At 66.2% G+C, this 18,660-nt stretch carries 15 protein-coding genes; 10 read left to right on the top strand and 5 right to left on the bottom strand.

Annotation, left to right across the window (positions count from 1 at the left end; genetic code table 11):
- Nucleotides 1–119 precede the first annotated feature (119 nt).
- The 3 genes from ACSX1D_RS12955 (at nucleotide 120) to rluB (ending at nucleotide 2,920) form a co-directional block, all read left to right on the top strand.
- On the top strand, nucleotides 120–818 hold the full coding sequence (locus ACSX1D_RS12955; protein WP_439862319.1) for a segregation and condensation protein A: 699 nt from the start codon (nucleotides 120–122) through the stop codon (nucleotides 816–818).
- A gap of 2 nt (nucleotides 819–820) precedes the next feature.
- Nucleotides 821–1,609 (top strand): SMC-Scp complex subunit ScpB, encoded by a 789-nt coding sequence (scpB, locus tag ACSX1D_RS12950; protein ID WP_439858889.1) that lies wholly within the window; start codon nucleotides 821–823, stop codon nucleotides 1,607–1,609.
- Between the two features lie 162 nt (nucleotides 1,610–1,771).
- Nucleotides 1,772–2,920, top strand: coding sequence for a 23S rRNA pseudouridine(2605) synthase RluB (rluB, locus tag ACSX1D_RS12945; RefSeq protein WP_439858888.1), 1,149 nt, complete (start codon nucleotides 1,772–1,774; stop codon nucleotides 2,918–2,920).
- A gap of 66 nt (nucleotides 2,921–2,986) precedes the next feature.
- Here the strand turns inward: rluB and ACSX1D_RS12940 are convergent, their stop codons facing one another.
- The 5 genes from ACSX1D_RS12940 to ACSX1D_RS12920 all read right to left on the bottom strand — a co-directional run bounded on the left by ACSX1D_RS12940 (nucleotide 2,987) and on the right by ACSX1D_RS12920 (nucleotide 7,811).
- Nucleotides 2,987–3,913, bottom strand: coding sequence for a GGDEF domain-containing protein (locus tag ACSX1D_RS12940; RefSeq protein ID WP_439858887.1), 927 nt, complete (start codon nucleotides 3,911–3,913; stop codon nucleotides 2,987–2,989).
- A 228-nt stretch (nucleotides 3,914–4,141) separates the two neighbouring features.
- Entirely contained in the window at nucleotides 4,142–4,882 is a 741-nt protein-coding gene (locus ACSX1D_RS12935; RefSeq protein ID WP_439858886.1) for a YciK family oxidoreductase, read from the bottom strand.
- 83 nt (nucleotides 4,883–4,965) lie between these two features.
- Nucleotides 4,966–5,637, bottom strand: coding sequence for an N-acetylmuramic acid 6-phosphate phosphatase MupP (gene mupP / locus ACSX1D_RS12930; protein ID WP_439858885.1), 672 nt, complete (start codon nucleotides 5,635–5,637; stop codon nucleotides 4,966–4,968).
- Nucleotides 5,637–6,335: a bifunctional 2-polyprenyl-6-hydroxyphenol methylase/3-demethylubiquinol 3-O-methyltransferase UbiG gene (ubiG, locus tag ACSX1D_RS12925; RefSeq protein ID WP_439858884.1), complete on the bottom strand. Its 699-nt coding sequence runs from the start codon at nucleotides 6,333–6,335 to the stop codon at nucleotides 5,637–5,639. The genes mupP and ubiG overlap by 1 nt, the downstream gene beginning before the upstream one ends.
- A gap of 153 nt (nucleotides 6,336–6,488) precedes the next feature.
- The gene (locus ACSX1D_RS12920; RefSeq protein WP_439858883.1) at nucleotides 6,489–7,811 is read right to left on the bottom strand and encodes a TRZ/ATZ family hydrolase; all 1,323 of its coding nucleotides are present in this window, start codon (nucleotides 7,809–7,811) and stop codon (nucleotides 6,489–6,491) included.
- A 222-nt stretch (nucleotides 7,812–8,033) separates the two neighbouring features.
- Between ACSX1D_RS12920 and mtnA the strand changes: the two genes are divergently transcribed.
- The 7 genes from mtnA (at nucleotide 8,034) to cmk (ending at nucleotide 18,530) form a co-directional block, all read left to right on the top strand.
- A complete protein-coding gene (gene mtnA, locus ACSX1D_RS12915) occupies nucleotides 8,034–9,110 on the top strand; it encodes an S-methyl-5-thioribose-1-phosphate isomerase (protein WP_439858882.1) in 1,077 nt (358 codons plus the stop codon).
- Between the two features lie 247 nt (nucleotides 9,111–9,357).
- Nucleotides 9,358–12,111, top strand: coding sequence for a DNA gyrase subunit A (gene gyrA, locus ACSX1D_RS12910; protein ID WP_439858881.1), 2,754 nt, complete (start codon nucleotides 9,358–9,360; stop codon nucleotides 12,109–12,111).
- A 95-nt stretch (nucleotides 12,112–12,206) separates the two neighbouring features.
- Nucleotides 12,207–13,292, top strand: coding sequence for a 3-phosphoserine/phosphohydroxythreonine transaminase (gene serC / locus ACSX1D_RS12905; protein ID WP_439858880.1), 1,086 nt, complete (start codon nucleotides 12,207–12,209; stop codon nucleotides 13,290–13,292).
- Nucleotides 13,292–14,398, top strand: coding sequence for a prephenate dehydratase (gene pheA, locus ACSX1D_RS12900; RefSeq protein WP_439858879.1), 1,107 nt, complete (start codon nucleotides 13,292–13,294; stop codon nucleotides 14,396–14,398). The genes serC and pheA overlap by 1 nt, the downstream gene beginning before the upstream one ends.
- A gap of 93 nt (nucleotides 14,399–14,491) precedes the next feature.
- Nucleotides 14,492–15,601 (top strand): histidinol-phosphate transaminase, encoded by a 1,110-nt coding sequence (gene hisC, locus ACSX1D_RS12895; protein ID WP_439858878.1) that lies wholly within the window; start codon nucleotides 14,492–14,494, stop codon nucleotides 15,599–15,601.
- Nucleotides 15,602–15,636: 35 nt separating this feature from the next.
- Entirely contained in the window at nucleotides 15,637–17,844 is a 2,208-nt protein-coding gene (locus tag ACSX1D_RS12890; protein ID WP_439862318.1) for a bifunctional prephenate dehydrogenase/3-phosphoshikimate 1-carboxyvinyltransferase, read from the top strand.
- A complete protein-coding gene (gene cmk, locus ACSX1D_RS12885) occupies nucleotides 17,841–18,530 on the top strand; it encodes a (d)CMP kinase (RefSeq protein ID WP_439858877.1) in 690 nt (229 codons plus the stop codon). The genes ACSX1D_RS12890 and cmk overlap by 4 nt, the downstream gene beginning before the upstream one ends.
- The last annotated feature ends 130 nt before the right edge of the window (nucleotides 18,531–18,660 follow it).

The following is an 18,660-nucleotide window of genomic DNA, read 5'->3' as shown; positions in this document are numbered from 1 at the left end:
CGCCGCCCGACAACACCACCGACAGCCAGGCCGGCGCCCAGCAGGAGCTGCCGTTCGCCCTGGTTTACGGTCAGGCCGTTACCGAGCTGCCGCTGGACCTGTATATCCCGCCGGACGCGCTGGAGGTCTTTCTCGAGGCTTTCGAGGGACCCCTGGACCTGCTGCTCTACCTGATCCGCAAGCAGAACATCGACGTGCTGGACATCCCCGTGGCGGAGATCACCCGCCAGTACATGGGCTATGTCGAGCTGATGCAGTCGGTGCGCCTGGAGCTGGCCGCCGAGTACCTGGTGATGGCGGCCATGCTCGCCGAGATCAAGTCGCGCATGTTGTTGCCGCGCTCCAGCGAGGCCGAGGAGGACGAGGAGGACCCGCGCGCCGAACTGATTCGTCGCCTGCAGGAGTACGAGCGCTACAAGGCCGCCGCCGAGGGCCTGGACATGCTGCCACGGGTTGGTCGCGATCATACGGTGCCGCGCCTGGACGCGCCGCAGGCGCGGGCGCGCAAGCTGCTGCCGGAGGTCAGCCTGGAGGAGTTGTTGCTGTCGATGGCTGAGGTGATGCGCCGGGCCGACATGTTCGAGAGTCACCAGGTGACTCGCGAGGCGCTGTCGACCCGCGAGCGCATGAGCGAGGTGCTGGAACGCCTGAAGGGCGGCGCCTTCGTGCCGTTCGTCGAGTTGTTCGCGCCGGAGGAAGGGCGCCTGGGGGTGGTGGTGACCTTCATGGCCGTGCTCGAACTGATCAAGGAATCCCTGGTCGAGTTGGTGCAGAATGAGGCCTTCGGGCCTATCCACCTGCGTGCACGAGCTGAATGACCATGAACCTTTCCGACCCCCGCGAACTGGCCAGCCTGCTGGAAGCCTTCCTCCTGGCCTCGGGCAAGCCGCAGTCGCTGGAGCGCCTGTTCGAGCTGTTCGAGGAGCGCGAGCGGCCGCCCTCGGCGGTGTTCAAGGAAGCCCTGGAGCTGCTGCGGCTGTCCTGCGAAGGGCGCGCCTTCGAGCTCAAGGAGGTGGCCTCCGGCTATCGCCTGCAGGTGCGCGAGCGTTTCGCTCCCTGGGTCGGCCGTCTCTGGGAGGAGCGCCCGCAGCGCTATTCCCGGGCGATGCTGGAGACCCTGGCGCTGATCGCCTACCGTCAACCGATCACCCGCGGCGAGATCGAGGATGTGCGCGGGGTGGCGGTCAACAGCCAGATCGTCAAGACCCTGCTGGAGCGCGAGTGGATTCGGGTGGTGGGGCACCGCGACGTACCGGGACGCCCGGCGATGTTCGCCACCACCAAGGCGTTTCTCGATCACTTCAACCTCAAGAGCCTCGATGAGCTGCCGCCGCTGGCGGCCCTGCGCGAGTTGGAGCCCGAGCCGCTGCTGGCCTTCGATGAGGACCCGGCGGTGCCGGCCGAACTGCAGGCGCGCGCCGATCTGGCGGGCGACACGCCTGCCGCCGAACCCCGCGAGGAAACCAGCTTCAGCAGTCTGCTGGCCGAGCTGGACTCGATGGAGCAGGGCTTGAAGACCGACTTCGATGACCTGAGCGAGCCCGACCCGGAGCCGCTGGATGCGCTGGCCGCCGAGCAGGCGGACGAGGCCGATGCCGCGCGTGACTGAGTGGGCTGCCGGCGCCGTATGGGCGCACCGCGCAAAACCTGACGAGCTGCGGTCGAGCGACTAGCCTGAATCCGTGCGCGCGGCCGGCGATCGGCGTATGATGCGCGCCCTTTCGACGACATGCCGTCGTCCATCACTAGAGAAACACCGGGAGGTGCCCAGATGAGTGAATCCGAACAACATAGCCCCGCTGGCGAGAAGCTGCAGAAGGTTCTGGCGCGCATGGGCCTGGCTTCGCGCCGGGAAATCGAGGCCTGGATCGGCCAGGGTCGGGTCAAGGTCAATGGTGCCACCGCCAGCCTCGGCGCGCGGGTCGATCTGCACGATGCCATTGCCATCGATGGCCGGCTGATCAAGCGTGAAGAAGCGGCGGAAAGCGTGCGCCGCGTGCTGATCTACAACAAGCCGGACGGCGAAATCTGCACCCGTGACGACCCCGAGGGGCGGCCGACGGTATTCGACCGCCTGCCGCGGCCGAAGGAGGGGCGCTGGATCAATATCGGCCGCCTCGACATCAACACCACCGGGCTGCTGATGTTCACCACCGACGGTGAGCTGGCCAACCGCCTGATGCACCCTTCCTACCAGATGGACCGCGAGTACGCCGTACGCGTGCGTGGCGAAGTCGACGAGGAGATGATCGAGCGCCTGAAGGCCGGGGTGATGCTCGAAGATGGTCCGGCCAAGTTCACCGACATCAAGGAAGCGCCCGGCGGCGAAGGCTTCAACCACTGGTACCACTGCGTGGTGATGGAAGGGCGCAACCGCGAGGTGCGCCGCCTGTGGGAGTCCCAGGGGCTGGTGGTCAGCCGTCTCAAGCGCGTGCGCTTCGGTCCGGTGTTCCTCACCTCCGACCTGACCATGGGCCGCTGGCGGGAAATGAGCCAGCGCGAGGTGGATATCCTCAGCGAGGAAGTCGGCCTCAAGCCCCAGGCCCTGCCGCAGATGAAGGAGAAGGTGCGCGACAAGCTCGACCGCCTGCAGCGCAAATCGGCCAAGCCGGTCGGTCGCGGCGAGCGCCAGCCGCGCACCCTGCGTCCGGCCCATGGCGGCCCGGCCGAAGCGGAGCAGGGTCGTTCCGGGCGTGGCGCCCGGGGCGACGCCCAGCGCGCTGGAGACGGTCGCGGTACGCCGGTCGCCGAGCGCCCGCAGGACGTCAATAAGAAGCGCCCGAGCAAGCCCCGTCCGGGTGTCGAGCTGGTCGACCGGCCCGGCCGCAAGCCGGCGGGTGCACCGGCCAAGCGGCGCGGCCAGCCGAGCGGCGAGGGCCAGCGCCCGGGCTTCGGTCGCGGCGGCCGCAAGCCGCAGTAAGCGCGACGCAGGCGCTGCTGCAAATGAAAAAGGGGCTCACTGAGCCCCTTTTTCGTTCAGGTCGGCTCAGCCGGCCATGGTCAGGCGGTTGCGGCCCTCACGTTTGGCCACATACAGCGCGCTGTCGACTCGGCGCAGCAGGCTGTCCGCCGTTTCGCCCGGCAGCAGGGTGGCGCAGCCGAGGCTGATCGACAGGTCGATTGGGCGGCCCTGGGCCAGGCACTGCAACTCGAGTACGGCATGGCGCAGGCGTTCGCCGATCATGCCCGCGGCTTCGCGACAGGTGCCGGACAGCACCACGAGGAACTCTTCGCCGCCGTAGCGGAACACCATGTCGACGTTGCGCAGCTGACTCTTCAGGGTGGCGGCCACGGCCTTGAGCACTTCGTCGCCGACGCAGTGGCCGTGCTTGTCGTTGACCTCCTTGAAGTGGTCGAGGTCGAGCATCAGCAGGGACAGCGGTAGCAGGTTGCGCCGGGCCAGGTCCACTTCGCGCTTGAGCACCTGGTCCATGGCGATGCGGTTGCCGGTGTCGGTCAGGGGGTCGCGCAGGGCATTCTGTATGGCTGCCCGGTAGAGCAAGGCATTGCGCAGCGGAAACAGCAGACTGGCCAGCAGCGATTCCAGCTGGCCAAGCTCTTCGTCGCTGAAGCGGCTGCGGCGGCGGAACACCAGTTCACCGAGGTATTCGCCCTCATGGCTGAGGCGATAGGCGGCCGAATGGCTGGCGCGCTCACCCCACTCCAGGCGCAGGTCGCTGATCGGCTGCTGGTAGCTCAGGGCATCCAGCGGCACCAGTTGCTGGGCTGCAGCAAAGAACAACGACAGCACGCGCTCGGCGTCCAGGCTGGTCTGCAGCTGCAGGGCCAGCTGCTGGCGCAACTGGGACAGGCTGACCTGGCGCGCAGGGCGCGGGCGCTGGCCGGCGAAGCCTAGACGCTGCAGCTTTGCTGCGTCGAAATCAATGGTGTTGGTCTGGCTTGGGGGACCCATAGACGCTCAACCTCTGTCGCTTTTTATGCGTTGACAGAGGGGGTAGAGCGAATACCGTGCCAAAAGCCTCGGTGAACTGGAAAAATGGCGAAGAGTCAGGCGCTGAGAGGGGTTGCGTAAAGGCCTAGGGCCATTACTGGCAGATTGCCGTCGTTGCCGGGCGGCAAATCGCTGCCGCCCGGCAACGATGCGCCAATATTTTGCCGCCATCCTGGATGGCGGCTTTGCTCACTGGGCGTCGAAAGCCTGGCCGTTCACGCCGTTACTGTCGGGTCCCATCAGGTACAGATAGACCGGCATGATGGCTTCGGGGGTCGGGTTGTTGGCAGGGTTCTCCCCCGGATAGGCCTGGGCGCGCATGTCGGTGCGGGTGGCACCCGGATTGACGCTGTTGGCGCGAACGCTGGCGATGCCGTCGAGTTCATCGGCCAGCACCTGCATCAGGCCTTCGGTGGCGAACTTGGACACCGCGTAGGCACCCCAGTAGGCGCGGCCCTTGCGGCCGACGCTGCTGGAGGTGAAGACCACCGAGGCATCCGGGGAAAGCTTGAGCAGCGGCAGCAGGGTGCTGGTGAGCATGAACATGGCATTCACGTTGACCTGCATCACGCGCATGAAGTTGTCGCCGGACAGCTGCTCCAGTGGCGTGCGCGGGCCGATGATCGAGGCATTGTGCAGCAGGCCGTCGAGCCGGCCGAACTCGCGCTCGATCATCGCCGCCAGCTCGTCGTACTGGTGGGGCAGGGCGGTCTCCAGGTTGAAGGGAATCACCGCCGGCTGCGGGTGGCCGGCCTCCTCGATGGCGTCGTAGACCTTGCTCAGGTGGTCCTCGGTCTTGCCCAGCAGCAGCACGGTGGCGCCGTGGGCGGCGAAGGTCTGGGCGGCGGCGGCACCGATCCCGCGACCGGCACCTGTGACCAGAATCACGCGATCCTTGAGCAGGTCGGGACGGGCGGAATAGTCGAACATGGCGAGCGCCTCATTGATTCAAGGTGTGAACTGAGTTTAGTGCCAGCCGCAGACGAGGCTGGCGAAGCGGTGCGGGCTGTGGCTCAGCAGGAGCACAGCGCGCGGTCGAGCACGGCGCGCAATTCCATCGGGTGGTCGACCACCACGTCGGCGCCCCAGTTTCTCGGGTTGTCCTCGGGGTGGATGTAGCCGTAGGTCACGGCGGCCGTGCGGGTGCCGGCGGCGCGGCCGGACTCGATGTCGCGCAGGTCATCGCCGACGAACAGTACGCTGGCCGGGTCCAGGCCCAGTTGCTTGCAGGCCAGGGTCATGGGTTCGGGGTCCGGCTTGCTGTTGGTCACGTGATCGGGGCAGATCAGAATGGCCGAGCGCTCGGCCAGGCCCAGCTGCTGCATGATCGGCTCGGCGTAGCGCAGCGGCTTGTTGGTCACCACGCCCCAGATCAGCTTGGCCTGCTCGATATCGGCGAGCAGTTGCTCGATGCCGTCGAACGGCCGGGTCAGCACGGCGCAGTGGCGCTGATAGCGTTCGAGAAACTCCAGGCGCAAGGCTTCGAACCGCGCATCCTGCGGGTCCATGGCGAAGCTGGTGGCGACCATGGCACGGGCGCCGCCGGAGACCTGGTCGCGAATCAGTTTGTCGTCTATGGGGCCAAGGCCTCGCTCGGCGCGCATCGCCTGGCAGATGGCGATAAAGTCCGGCGCGCTGTCGAGCAGGGTGCCGTCCATGTCGAAAAGAACCGCGCGTAGGCGCATCAGGCCTCCTTCAGGGTCTGGATCATGTAGTTGACGTCGACGTCCGGCGCCAGCTTGTAGTGCTTGGTCAGCGGGTTGTAGGTCAGGCCGATGATGTCCTTGACCTGCAGGCCGGCGGCGCGGGACCAGGCGCCCAGCTCGGATGGGCGGATGAACTTCTTGAAGTCGTGGGTGCCGCGCGGCAGCAGGCGCAGCAGGTACTCGGCGCCGATCACGGCGAACAGGTAGGCCTTCGGGTTGCGATTGATGGTGGAGAAGAACACCTGGCCGCCGGGCTTGACCATGGCGTGGCAGGCGCGAATCACCGAGGCCGGGTCCGGCACGTGCTCGAGCATTTCCAGGCAGGTGACCACGTCGTACTGCTCGGGCCGCTCCGCCGCCAGGGCCTCGGCGGTGATCTGCCGGTACTCCACCGACACGCCGGACTCCAGTTGATGCAGCTGGGCCACCGCCAGCGGTGCCTCTCCCATGTCGATGCCGGTCACGGTGGCGCCGCGCTGGGCCATGGCCTCGCTGAGGATGCCGCCGCCACAGCCGACGTCGAGGACCTTCTTGCCGGCCAGGCCGACGCGCTCGTCGATCCAGTTGACCCGCAGGGGGTTGATGTCGTGCAGCGGTTTGAATTCGCTCTCGCGATCCCACCAGCGGTGGGCGAGGGCTTCGAATTTGGCGATTTCGGCGTGATCGACGTTGCTCATGGGCATCCCTGAATAAAACGCCAAGCCGGAGGCTCGGGGCTCGAGTGTTTATGGTGCCAGTTCCGCGGTGCGCGTTGGGCGCTTGCGGGCGGGCCAATGTATGTCAGTTTGTCGCAGTGCGACCCTCTCTGCTTGGTCGGATCGCCAGCGGGGCTAGGCCTGACCGGCGATCCTGGCGCCCCAGCTGCGCGCATTGGCGACTATCCGCTGTTCGTCCAGGCGGGTCAGTCGGCCGCCGTCGAGCAGTCGCTTGCCGGCGACCCAGACATGCTCGACGCAGGCGCGGCTGGTGGCGTAGATCAGTTGCGATATCGGGTCGTAGACCGGCTGCTGGGCCAGGCCGGTGAGGTCGAAGGCCACCAGGTCGGCGGCCTTGCCCAGCTCGAGGGAGCCGGTCTGCTCATCCAGGCCCAGTGCCCGGGCGCCGTTGAGGGTGGCCATGCGCAGGGCGCGGTGGGCGTCCAGGGCGGTGGCGGAGCCGGCCACGGCCTTGGCCAGCAGGGCGGCGGTGCGGGTTTCGCCGAGCAGGTCCAGGTCGTTGTTGCTGGCCGCGCCATCGGTGCCGACGGCCACGTTGACGCCCGCCTGCCAGAGCCGTTCCACCGGGCAGAAGCCGCTGGCCAGCTTGAGGTTGGATTCCGGACAGTGGATCACGCTGCTGTTACTGGCGACCAGCAGGGCCAAGTCGTCGTCGTCGACCTGGGTCATGTGCACGGCCTGGAAGCGGGGGCCGAGCAGGCCGAGGCGGGACAGGCGCGCCAGGGGGCGCTCGCCGCGATGCTCGAGGCTCTGCTGGACCTCGAAGGCAGTCTCCTGCACGTGCATATGAATGCCGGCGTCGAGCTCCTCGGCGAGCATGCGGATGTTTTCCAGCTTGTCGTCGCTCACCGTGTAGGGGGCGTGGGGGCCGAAGGCGATTTTCAGGCGCGGGTGGTGCTTGAGGTCGTCGAACAGCTCCAGGCCCTTGCGCAGCGCTTCGCTGGCGTCGCGGGCGCCGGGGATCGGGAAGTCTAGCACCGGGATGGTGATCTGGGCGCGGATGCCGCTGTTGTGCGCCACCTCGCTCGCCGCCTCGGGGAAGAAGTACATGTCGGAGAAGCAGGTGATGCCGCCTTTCAGTTGTTCGGCGATGGCCAGCTCGGTGCCGTCGCGGACGAAGTCCTCGTCGACCCACTTGGCCTCGGCCGGCCAGATGTGCTCCTGCAGCCAGGTCATCAGCGGCAGGTCGTCGGCGAGGCCGCGGAACAGGGTCATGGCGGCATGGCCGTGGGCGTTGACCAGGCCCGGAGTCAGCAGTCGGCCAGGCAGTTCGAGTACTTCCAGGGCCGGGTGCCTGAGTGCTTCTTCGCGCGGTGCAATGAGGGCAATGCGGCCATCGCGGATGCCCAGGCCGTGCTCCTGCAGCACCACGCCGGCTGGCTCCACCGGGACCAGCCAGGTGGGAAGCAGGAGAAGGTCGAGGGGGGCTGCAGACATGGTCGGACTTCCGGCGGACTTAAAGGCGTCGAGTTTATAGTGGAATGGAGCGGGCTTGAAGTCGAAAGCCATGCTGCGGGGCGGCGGCCTGCGTTCGGCGCAGTTCGACGCGGGGTGCGCAGGATAGGCGTGGCCTGTGGCCGGTGATGCCTGTGCAGGCTTGGGTCAGCCTGCCATGTGCGTATAATGGCCGGCTTTTTCTTTGGGACTGCGAGGTGGGTCATGCGCGAGCAATTGCTAGCGGCCGAAAAGGTCAAGGCCATCGAGTGGCGCGATGGTGTCCTGCATCTGCTCGATCAGCGTGTGCTGCCCTTCGAGGAGGTCTGGCACGTCTACGAATCGGCCGCCGCCGTGGCCGAGGCCATTCGGGCGATGGTGGTGCGTGGGGCGCCGGCGATCGGCATCAGCGCAGCCTATGGTGTGGTGCTGGGCGCCCGTGCGCGCCTGAGCGCCGGCGGCGACTGGCGGGCGGCGCTGGAGGAGGACTTCCAGGTGCTCGCCGATTCGCGGCCGACCGCGGTCAATCTGTTCTGGGCGCTCAATCGCATGCGCGAGCGCCTGCAGCGTCTGAAGGACGGCGAGGACCCGCTGCTGGCGCTGGAGGCGGAGGCCTGCGGCATTCATCAGAGCGATCGCGAAGCCAACCTGACCATGGCGCAGCTCGGCGTCGAGCTGATCCGCAAACATCAGGGCAATCAGCAGGCGCTGCTCACCCACTGCAACACCGGGGCCCTGGCCACCGGCGGCTTCGGCACCGCGCTGGGGGTGATTCGCGCGGCCTTTCTGGATGGCCTGGTCGAGCACGTGTTTGCCGATGAAACCCGGCCCTGGCTGCAGGGTTCGCGGCTGACCGCCTGGGAGTTGGCCAATGAGGGGATTCCGGTGAGCCTGAATGCCGATTCGGCGGCCGCCCACCTGATGAAAACCAAGGGCATCACCTGGGTCATAGTCGGTGCCGATCGCATCACCGCCAATGGCGATGTGGCGAACAAGATCGGCACCTATCAGCTGGCGGTCAATGCCATGCACCACGGCGTGCGCTTCATGGTGGTGGCGCCTAGTTCGACCATCGACATGGCCCTGGAGAGCGGCGACGACATCCCCATCGAGGAGCGTGACGGGCTCGAGTTGCTGGAGGTGGGTGGCATGCGCGTGGCGTCTGGGGTGGATGCGGTCAACCCAGTGTTCGATGTGACCCCGGCCGACCTGATCGACTTCATCGTCACCGAGAAGGGCGTGGTGGAGCGCCCGGATGCGGCGAAGATGGCTCAGTTGATGTGTCGCAAGCGCCTGCACTGAGCGCGGCTTGGCAGGCGCTTGCGCGGCCGTACCTGGCTGGTCTCTGGGGATAGGTGGGCGGCGGCGACTGTGGTAAACTCCGGCGGTTTTCAGGGGCGCCCATCGCGGGCGTCTTAACTGCGCAGATACATGGCATAACTCATTGATTTGTCGTGAGTCGTCGCCGGCCTAGGGTCGCGACGGCAAGCTTCGCCTCGTTCAGGATGAGTGGCGCGAAGTTTCACCAGAAAAAGGAACCAGGCTACTCATGGGCGAACTGGCCAAAGAAATCCTCCCGGTCAATATCGAAGACGAACTGCAGCAGTCCTACCTCGACTACGCGATGAGCGTGATCGTCGGGCGGGCCCTGCCGGATGCGCGCGATGGCTTGAAGCCCGTGCACCGTCGCGTGCTCTTTGCAATGAGTGAGCTGGGTAACGACTGGAACAAGCCATACAAGAAGTCCGCCCGTGTGGTCGGTGACGTGATCGGTAAGTACCACCCGCACGGCGACACCGCGGTGTACGACACCATCGTGCGTATGGCCCAGCCGTTCTCCCTGCGTTACCTGCTGGTCGACGGCCAGGGCAACTTCGGTTCGGTGGATGGCGACAACGCCGCGGCCATGCGTTACACCGAAGTGCGCATGACCAAGCTGGCCCACGAGCTGCTGGCCGACCTGCACAAGGAAACCGTGGACTGGGTGCCGAACTACGACGGCACCGAGCAGATTCCCGCGGTCATGCCGACCAAGATTCCCAACCTGCTGGTCAACGGCTCCAGCGGTATCGCCGTGGGCATGGCGACCAACATCCCGCCGCACAACCTGGGCGAGGTCATCGATGGCTGCCTGGCGCTGATCGACAACAGCGAGCTGACGGTCGACGAGCTGATGCAGTACATCCCCGGTCCGGATTTTCCGACCGCGGCGATCATCAATGGCCGTGCCGGCATCATCGAGGCCTATCGCACCGGTCGCGGGCGCATCTATATCCGTGCGCGCGCCGAGGTCGAGGACATCGACAAGGTCGGCGGTCGCCAGCAGATCGTCGTCACCGAGCTGCCCTACCAGCTGAACAAGGCGCGGCTGATCGAGAAGATCGCCGAGCTGGTCAAGGAGAAGAAGCTCGAGGGCATCACCGAGCTGCGCGACGAGTCGGACAAGGACGGCATGCGCATCGTCATCGAGCTGCGTCGTGGCGAGGTGCCGGAGGTGATCCTCAACAACCTCTACGCCCAGACCCAGATGCAGAGCGTGTTCGGCATCAACGTGGTGGCCCTGATCGATGGCCAGCCGAAGGTGCTCAACCTCAAGGACATGCTCGAGGCCTTCATCCTGCACCGCCGCGAGGTGGTGACCCGGCGTACCGTGTTCGAGCTGCGCAAGGCGCGCGAGCGCGGGCACATCCTCGAAGGCCAGGCGGTGGCGCTGTCCAACATCGACCCGGTGATCGCCCTGATCAAGGCCTCGCCGACTCCGGCAGAGGCCAAGGAAGCGCTGATCTCCACCCCCTGGGAATCAACCGCGGTCGAGGCCATGGTCGAGCGTGCCGGCGCCGATGCCTGCCGCCCCGAGGACCTGGACCCGCAGTTCGGTCTGCGTGACGGCAAGTACTTCCTCTCGCCGGAGCAGGCCCAGGCCATTCTCGACCTGCGCCTGCACCGCCTGACCGGTCTGGAGCACGAGAAGCTGCTGGCCGAGTACCAGGAGATCCTCACCCAGATCGGCGAGCTGATCCGCATCCTCACCGATGCGACGCGCCTGATGGAGGTGATTCGCGAGGAGCTCGAAGCGGTCAAGGCCGAGTTCGGCGACGCCCGCCGCACCGAGATTCTCGACACCCGCCTGGACCTGACCCTGGCCGACCTGATCACCGAAGAAGAGCGCGTGGTGACCATCTCCCACAGCGGCTACGCCAAGAGCCAGCCGCTGGCCGCCTACCAGGCCCAGCGCCGTGGCGGCAAGGGCAAGTCCGCGACCGGGATCAAGGACGAGGACTACATCGAACACCTGCTGGTCGCCAACAGTCACGCCACCCTGTTGCTGTTCTCCAGCAAGGGCAAGGTGTACTGGCTGAAGACCTACGAAATTCCCGAGGCCTCCCGTGCCGCCCGGGGTCGTCCGCTGGTCAATCTGTTGCCGCTGGACGAGGGTGAGCGCATCACCGCCATGCTGCAGATCGATCTGGAAGCCCTGCAGCAGAGCGCCGGTAACGAAGAGGAACTGGACGAGGCGCTGGAAGGCGAGGTGATCGAGGCCGAGGTGGTCGAGGATTCCGACGCCGAAGTGGCCGATGACGAGCAGGACGAGCCGACCGGTGCCTACATCTTCATGGCGACCGCCAAGGGCACGGTGAAGAAGACCCCGCTGGTGCAGTTCAGCCGGCCGCGCAGTACCGGCCTGATCGCCCTCAAGCTGGATGAGGACGACACGCTGATCGCCGCCGCGGTAACCGACGGCGCCAAGGAAGTCATGTTGTTCTCCGACGGCGGCAAGGTCATTCGCTTCAAGGAAAGCAAGGTGCGCACCATGGGCCGTACTGCCCGCGGGGTGCGTGGCATGCGTCTGGCCGAAGGCCAGCAGATCATTTCCATGCTGATTCCGGAGTCGGGGGCGCAGATTCTCACGGCTTCCGAGCGCGGCTATGGCAAGCGTACCGAGATGGCCGAGTTCCCGCGCCGCGGGCGTGGCGGCCAGGGTGTGATCGCCATGGTCAGCAACGAACGCAATGGCAAGCTGGTCGGTGCGGTGCAGGTGCTAGATGGCGAGGAGATTATGCTGATTTCCGACCTGGGCACCCTGGTACGCACCCGCGTCAGCGAAGTCTCCAGCCTGGGCCGCAACACCCAGGGCGTGACCCTGATCAAGCTGGCCAAGGACGAGCAGCTGGTCGGCCTGGAACGCGTGCAGGAGCCGTCCGAGGAAGACGAGGACGAGCTGGACGAGGCCGAGGTCGCGGCAGTGGTAGCCGGCGAGGCGGTGGATGAAACGGTCGAGCAGAGCCCGACCGGCGAGGAGTGATCCGCCAGGGCGGGACATGGTCCCGCCTGCCGCGGTGGAGGATTCGGCGGGTGGCCCTGATGCGGTGCCCGCTCAACATTTGAGCGAGAGTGGATGTGAGCAAGCGAGCCTTTAACTTTTGCGCCGGCCCGGCCGCGCTTCCGGAAGCTGTCCTGCAGCGCGCCCAGGCGGAACTCCTCGACTGGCAGGGTAAGGGCCTGTCGGTGATGGAGATGAGCCATCGCAGCGACGAGTACATGGGTATCGCCGCCAGGGCCGAACAGGATCTGCGTGACCTGCTCGCCATCCCCTCGAACTACAAGGTGCTGTTCCTTCAAGGCGGCGCCAGCCAGCAGTTCGCCGAGATCCCGCTGAACCTGCTGCCGGAAGACGGCGTGGCCGACTACATCGATACCGGCATCTGGTCGAAGAAGGCCATCGAAGAGGCACGCCGCTTCGGCAGCATCAATGTCGCCGCCAGCGCCAAGGGCTATGACTACTTCGCCATCCCCGGGCAGAACGAGTGGCAGCTGTCCAAGGATGCCGCCTACCTGCACTACACGCCGAACGAGACCATCGGCGGCCTCGAGTTCGACTGGATTCCCGAGGCCGGCGACGCGCCGCTGGTGGCGGACATGTCCTCGGACATCCTCTCCCGTGAGATCGACGTGTCGAAGTTTGGCCTCATCTATGCCGGCGCGCAGAAGAACATCGGCCCCAGCGGCCTGGTGGTGGTGATCGTCCGTGAGGACCTGCTCGGCCGCGCACGCAGTGCTTGCCCAACGATGCTCAATTACCAGGTCGCCGCCGACAACGGCTCGATGTATAACACCCCGGCGACCTTCTCCTGGTACCTGTCCGGTCTGGTGTTCGAGTGGCTCAAGGAGCAGGGCGGGGTCGCTGCCATGGAGCAGCGCAACCGTGCGAAGAAGGAGCTGCTCTACGGCGCCATCGACGCCAGCGCGCTGTACAGCAACCCGATCGCCATGAACGCCCGTTCCTGGATGAACGTGCCGTTCCGCCTGGCCGACGAGCGTCTCGACCAGCCGTTCCTCGACGGCGCCGAGGCGCGTGGTCTGCTCAACCTCAAGGGGCATCGCTCGGTCGGCGGCATGCGCGCTTCCATCTATAACGCCGTGGGCCTCGACGCGGTGCAGGCGCTGGTGGCCTACATGGCCGAGTTCGAGAAGGAGCACGGCTGATGACGGAAGTACTCTCCGAACAGGAACTGCAGGCCCTGCGCCTGCGCATAGACAATCTCGACGAGAAGATTCTCGAGCTGATCAGCGATCGCGCGCGCTGCGCCGAGGAAGTGGCACGGGTCAAGATGAAGGCCCTGCCGGAAGGCGAGAAGCCGGTGTTCTACCGCCCCGAGCGCGAGGCCCAGGTGCTCAAGCGCATCATGGAGCGCAACAAGGGGCCGCTGGACAACGAGGAAATGGCGCGCCTGTTCCGTGAAATCATGTCCTCCTGCCTGGCCCTGGAGAATCCGCTGAAGGTCGCCTACCTAGGCCCCGAAGGCACCTTCTCCCAGGCCGCGGCGATGAAGCATTTCGGCCACGCGGTGATCAGCGTGCCGATGGCGGCGATCGACGAGGTGTTCCGCGAGGTGGCTGCCGGTGCGGTCAACTTCGGCGTGGTGCCGGTGGAGAACTCCACCGAGGGGGCGATCAACCACACCCTGGACAGCTTCCTCGAGCACGACATGGTCATCTGCGGCGAGGTCGAGCTGCGCATCCACCACCATCTGCTGGTCGGCGAAACCACCAAGACCGACAAGATCACCCGCATCTACTCCCACGCCCAGTCGCTGGCGCAGTGCCGCAAGTGGCTGGATGCGCACTACCCGAACGTCGAGCGCGTGGCGGTCTCCAGCAATGCCGATGCGGCCAAGCGGGTGAAGAGCGAGTGGAACTCGGCGGCGATCGCCGGCGATATGGCGGCCAATCTGTACGGCCTGACCAAGCTGGCGGAGAAGATCGAGGATCGTCCGGACAACTCCACGCGCTTTCTGATCATCGGCAGCCAGGAAGTGCCGCCGACCGGCGACGACAAGACCTCGGTCATCGTGTCCATGCGCAACAAGCCGGGTGCGTTGCACGAATTGCTGGTGCCGTTCCACAACAACGGCATCGACCTGACGCGCATCGAGACCCGTCCGTCGCGCAGTGGCAAGTGGACCTACGTGTTCTTCATCGACTTCGTTGGCCATCACCGCGACCCGCTGATCAAGGACGTACTGGAAAAGATCAACCAGGAAGCCGTGGCGCTTAAGGTGCTGGGTTCCTACCCCAAGGCGGTGCTCTAGGTTGTTGGCAATGGCGCCAGGTTCGGTTCCGGGCGGTCGGCGTCCTCATCGCGACGCGCAGCCCGTGCGGGGCGGTTCGACAAGAGGCAAACAATGAGTTGTGATTTCCTCGCCCTGGCCCAGCCAGGCGTACAGAAGCTGTCGCCCTATGTACCGGGCAAACCGGTCGATGAACTGGCCCGCGAGCTGAACCTCGATCCGGCCGGCATCGTCAAGCTGGCCAGCAACGAGAACCCGTTGGGGCCCAGTCCCAAGGCGCTGGAGGCGATTCGCGGCGAACTGGCCGAGCTGACCCGTTACCCGGACGGCAATGGCTTCGAGCTCAAGCGCCGGCTGGCCGAGCGCTGCCGCGTGCAGTCCAGCCAGGTCACCCTGGGCAACGGCTCCAACGACATCCTCGACCTGGTCGCCCGCGCCTACCTGGCGCCAGGCCAGAATGCGGTGTTCAGCGAATACGCCTTCGCCGTCTACCCGATCGCCACCCAGGCGGTCGGTGCCCAGGGCAAAGTGGCGCCGGCCAAGGACTTCGGGCATGACCTGGAGGCCATGCTCGCCGCCATCGACGAGCAGACCCGGGTGGTGTTCGTCGCCAACCCGAACAACCCCACCGGCACCTGGTTCGGCCCGCAGGCGCTGAGCGATTTTCTCGCGCGGGTGCCGCAAGACGTGCTGGTGGTGCTGGACGAGGCCTATATCGAATACGCCGAGGGCGACGAGCTGCCGGATGGCCTCGACTACCTGGCCGGCTTCCCGAATCTGCTGGTCTCGCGCACCTTTTCCAAGGCCTATGGCCTGGCTGCGCTGCGGGTCGGTTATGCGATCAGTTCGGCGCAGGTCGCCGACGTGCTCAATCGCGTGCGGCAACCGTTCAATGTCAACAGCCTGGCGCTGGCCGCGGCCTGCGCGGCGCTGGACGACGAGGAGTACCTGCGGCGCAGTCGCCAGGCCAACGATGCCGGGATGGCGCAACTGCAAGACGGTCTGCGCGCCCTGGGCCTGTCCTGGATCCCATCACGCGGCAACTTCATTGCCGTGGATTTCGCCCGCGATACCGCGGCGCTCAATCAGGCCTTGCTGCGCGAAGGGGTGATCGTTCGCCCTGTGGCTGGCTACGGCATGCCCAATCATCTGCGGGTGTCGATTGGCACCGCGCAGGAGAACACCCGCTTCCTGGCGGCCCTGGCCAAGGTGCTTGGCGCGTGAGCGAGGTCAAGGCTGGCGTGAGCGTCGAGGGGGCGATGATTGGTCGCCTGGTGGTGGTCGGCCTCGGCCTGATCGGCGGCTCGTTCGCCAAGGGGTTGCGCGAGCGCGGCCTGTGTCGTGAGGTGGTAGGCGTCGACCTGGACCCCGAGTCGCGGCGCATGGCCGTCGCGCTTGGCGTGGTCGACCGCTGCGAGGAGGACCTGGCGGTGGCCTGTCGGGGCGCCGAAGTGATCCAGCTGGCGGTGCCGATCCTGGCCATGGAGAAGCTGCTCGGTCAGCTGGCCGAGCTCGACCTCGGCGACGCCGTGCTCACCGATGTCGGCAGCGCCAAGGGCAGTGTGGTGCGCGCCGCGCGTCGGGCCTTCGACGCGGCGCCGGCGCGCTTCGTGCCCGGTCACCCGATTGCCGGCTCGGAGCAGAGTGGCGTCGAGGCGGCCAATGGCGAGCTGTTTCGCCGGCACAAGGTGATACTCACGCCCTTGGCGGAGTCCGAGCCGCAGGCCGTGCAACTGGTCGACCGCCTCTGGCGCGCGCTGGGTGCCGATGTCGAGCATATGCAGGTCGAGCACCATGATCAGGTGCTGGCTGCCACCAGCCATCTGCCGCACCTGCTGGCCTTTGGTCTGGTCGACTCCTTGGCCAAACGCAGCGAGAATCTGGAGATATTTCGTTACGCTGCAGGCGGCTTTCGCGACTTCACGCGGATTGCCGGCAGTGATCCGGTGATGTGGCACGACATCTTCCTCGCCAATCGCGAGGCCGTGCTGCATACCCTGGACTTATTTCGCGACGACCTCGACGCCTTGCGCGACGCGGTCGACGCTGGGGACGGGCATCAATTGCTGGGCGTGTTTACCCGCGCCCGGGTGGCCCGCGAGCATTTCAGCAAAATTTTGGCCCGCAGGGCTTATGTGGACGCTATGCATTCGAACGATCTGATTTTCCTGGCTAATCCCGGTGGCAAACTCTCTGGGCGGATTCGCGTTCCCGGTGACAAATCCATTTCCCACCGCTCGATCATGCTCGGCTCCCTGGCCGAAGGCACCACCGAGGTGGAAGGCTTCCTCGAAGGCGAGGACGCCCTGGCGACTCTCCAGGCATTCCGCGACATGGGGGTGGTGATCGAAGGCCCGCACCATGGCCGGGTCACCATCCATGGCGTCGGTCTGCATGGTCTGCAGCCGCCGCCTGGGCCGATCTATCTGGGCAACTCCGGCACCTCCATGCGCCTGCTGGCCGGCCTGCTCGCCGCGCAACCCTTCGATACCACCCTGACCGGCGACGCCTCGTTGTCCAAGCGGCCGATGAATCGCGTGGCCAAGCCGCTGCGGGAGATGGGCGCGGAGATCGAGACCGCCGCCGAGGGGCGTCCGCCTATGACCATTCGCGGCGGTCGTCGCCTGGGCGGCATGACCTACCAGATGCCGATGGCCAGCGCCCAGGTGAAGTCCTGCCTGCTGCTCGCCGGTCTCTATGCGGCGAACTCCACCACGGTCATCGAGCCGGCGCCGACCCGTGACCACACCGAGCGCATGCTGCGTGGTTTCGGCTGCCCTGTGACGGTCGAGGGCAATGCCGCGACCGTCGAGTCGGGGCATAAGCTGGTGGCCACCCGCATCGAGGTGCCGGCGGATATTTCGTCCGCCGCGTTCTTCCTGGTGGCCGGCAGCATCGCCGAGGATTCCGAGCTGGTGCTGGAGCACGTCGGCATCAACCCGACTCGCACCGGGGTGATCGATATCCTCAAGCTGATGGGCGGCGATATCAGCCTGGAGAACCAGCGCGAGGTCGGCGGCGAGCCGGTCGCGGACATCCGCGTGCGTTCGGCCAAGCTCAAGGGCATCGACATACCCGAGGATCTGGTGCCCCTGGCCATCGACGAGTTCCCCGTGCTGTTCGTTGCCGCCTCCTGCGCCGAGGGGCGCACCGTGCTGCGCGGCGCCGAGGAATTACGGGTCAAGGAGTCCGACCGCATTCAGGTCATGGCCGACGGTCTGCAGGCGCTGGGGGTCAAGGCCGAGCCGACGCCGGACGGCATCGTCATTGAAGGCGGCAGCATTGGCGGGGGCGAGGTCTACAGCCATGGCGACCATCGCATCGCCATGTCCTTCAGTGTGGCGTCGTTGCGTGCCAGCGCGCCGATCCGCATCCATGACTGCGCCAACGTCGCGACCTCCTTCCCGAATTTCCTGGCCCTGGCCGCGCAGGTCGGTATCCGGGTCGCCGAGGAGGGTAAGTCATGACCCTTCAGGCGCCGGTTATCGCGATCGATGGGCCAAGCGGCTCGGGCAAGGGCACCATCGCGGGTCTGTTGGCCAAGCGCCTGGGGTGGAGTCTGCTCGACTCGGGGGCGCTGTACCGGCTCCTGGCCTTTGCCGCGCGCAACCATGGTGTCGATCTGACCAATGAAGAGGCGATGAAGCTGCTCGCCGCCCATCTGGACGTGCAGTTCAAGGCCGCCAGCAACGATTTGGGCCAGCGCATCACCCTCGAGGGCGAGGACGTCACCGATCTGATTCGCAACGAGCAGATCGGTGCAGGTGCTTCGCAGGTGGCCTCCCTGCCGGCCGTGCGCGAGGCGCTGCTGCAGCGCCAGCGGGCGTTTCAGGAGATGCCGGGCCTGGTGGCCGACGGACGCGACATGGGCACCGTGGTGTTTCCCGATGCGCCGTTGAAGATTTTCCTGACCGCCAGCGCCGAGGAACGTGCCCGTCGACGCTACTTGCAGTTGAAGGCCAAGGGCGATGATGTTAATCTCGCGAGTCTTCTCGACGAGATTCGTGCGCGCGATGAGCGTGACACCCAACGCGCCGTAGCGCCGCTCAAACCGGCCGCCGACGCGATTCAGTTGGATTCCACCGAACTCTCGATAGAGCAGGTGCTTGAACGCATTCTGAGCGAGGTCGCCATTCGCGATCTCGCCGGGTGAAAAAGAGTCGCGGCTTAGGCTGACGGCTCGACAAGGAGGCGTGCGGGAGACCAGTCCAAGTCCCGTAGGCCTCTTTTTACTTGAACGAACCCACATTGTCTGGAGTGTGGATTGGGCAGATTCCCTGCCC

This window comes from Pseudomonas sp. MBLB4136, assembly GCF_051904765.1.
Classification (GTDB): Bacteria; Pseudomonadota; Gammaproteobacteria; order Pseudomonadales; family Pseudomonadaceae; genus Aquipseudomonas.
The sequence above is the reverse complement of the archived record's forward strand: the minus strand, read 5'-3'. Positions and strand labels throughout refer to the sequence as shown.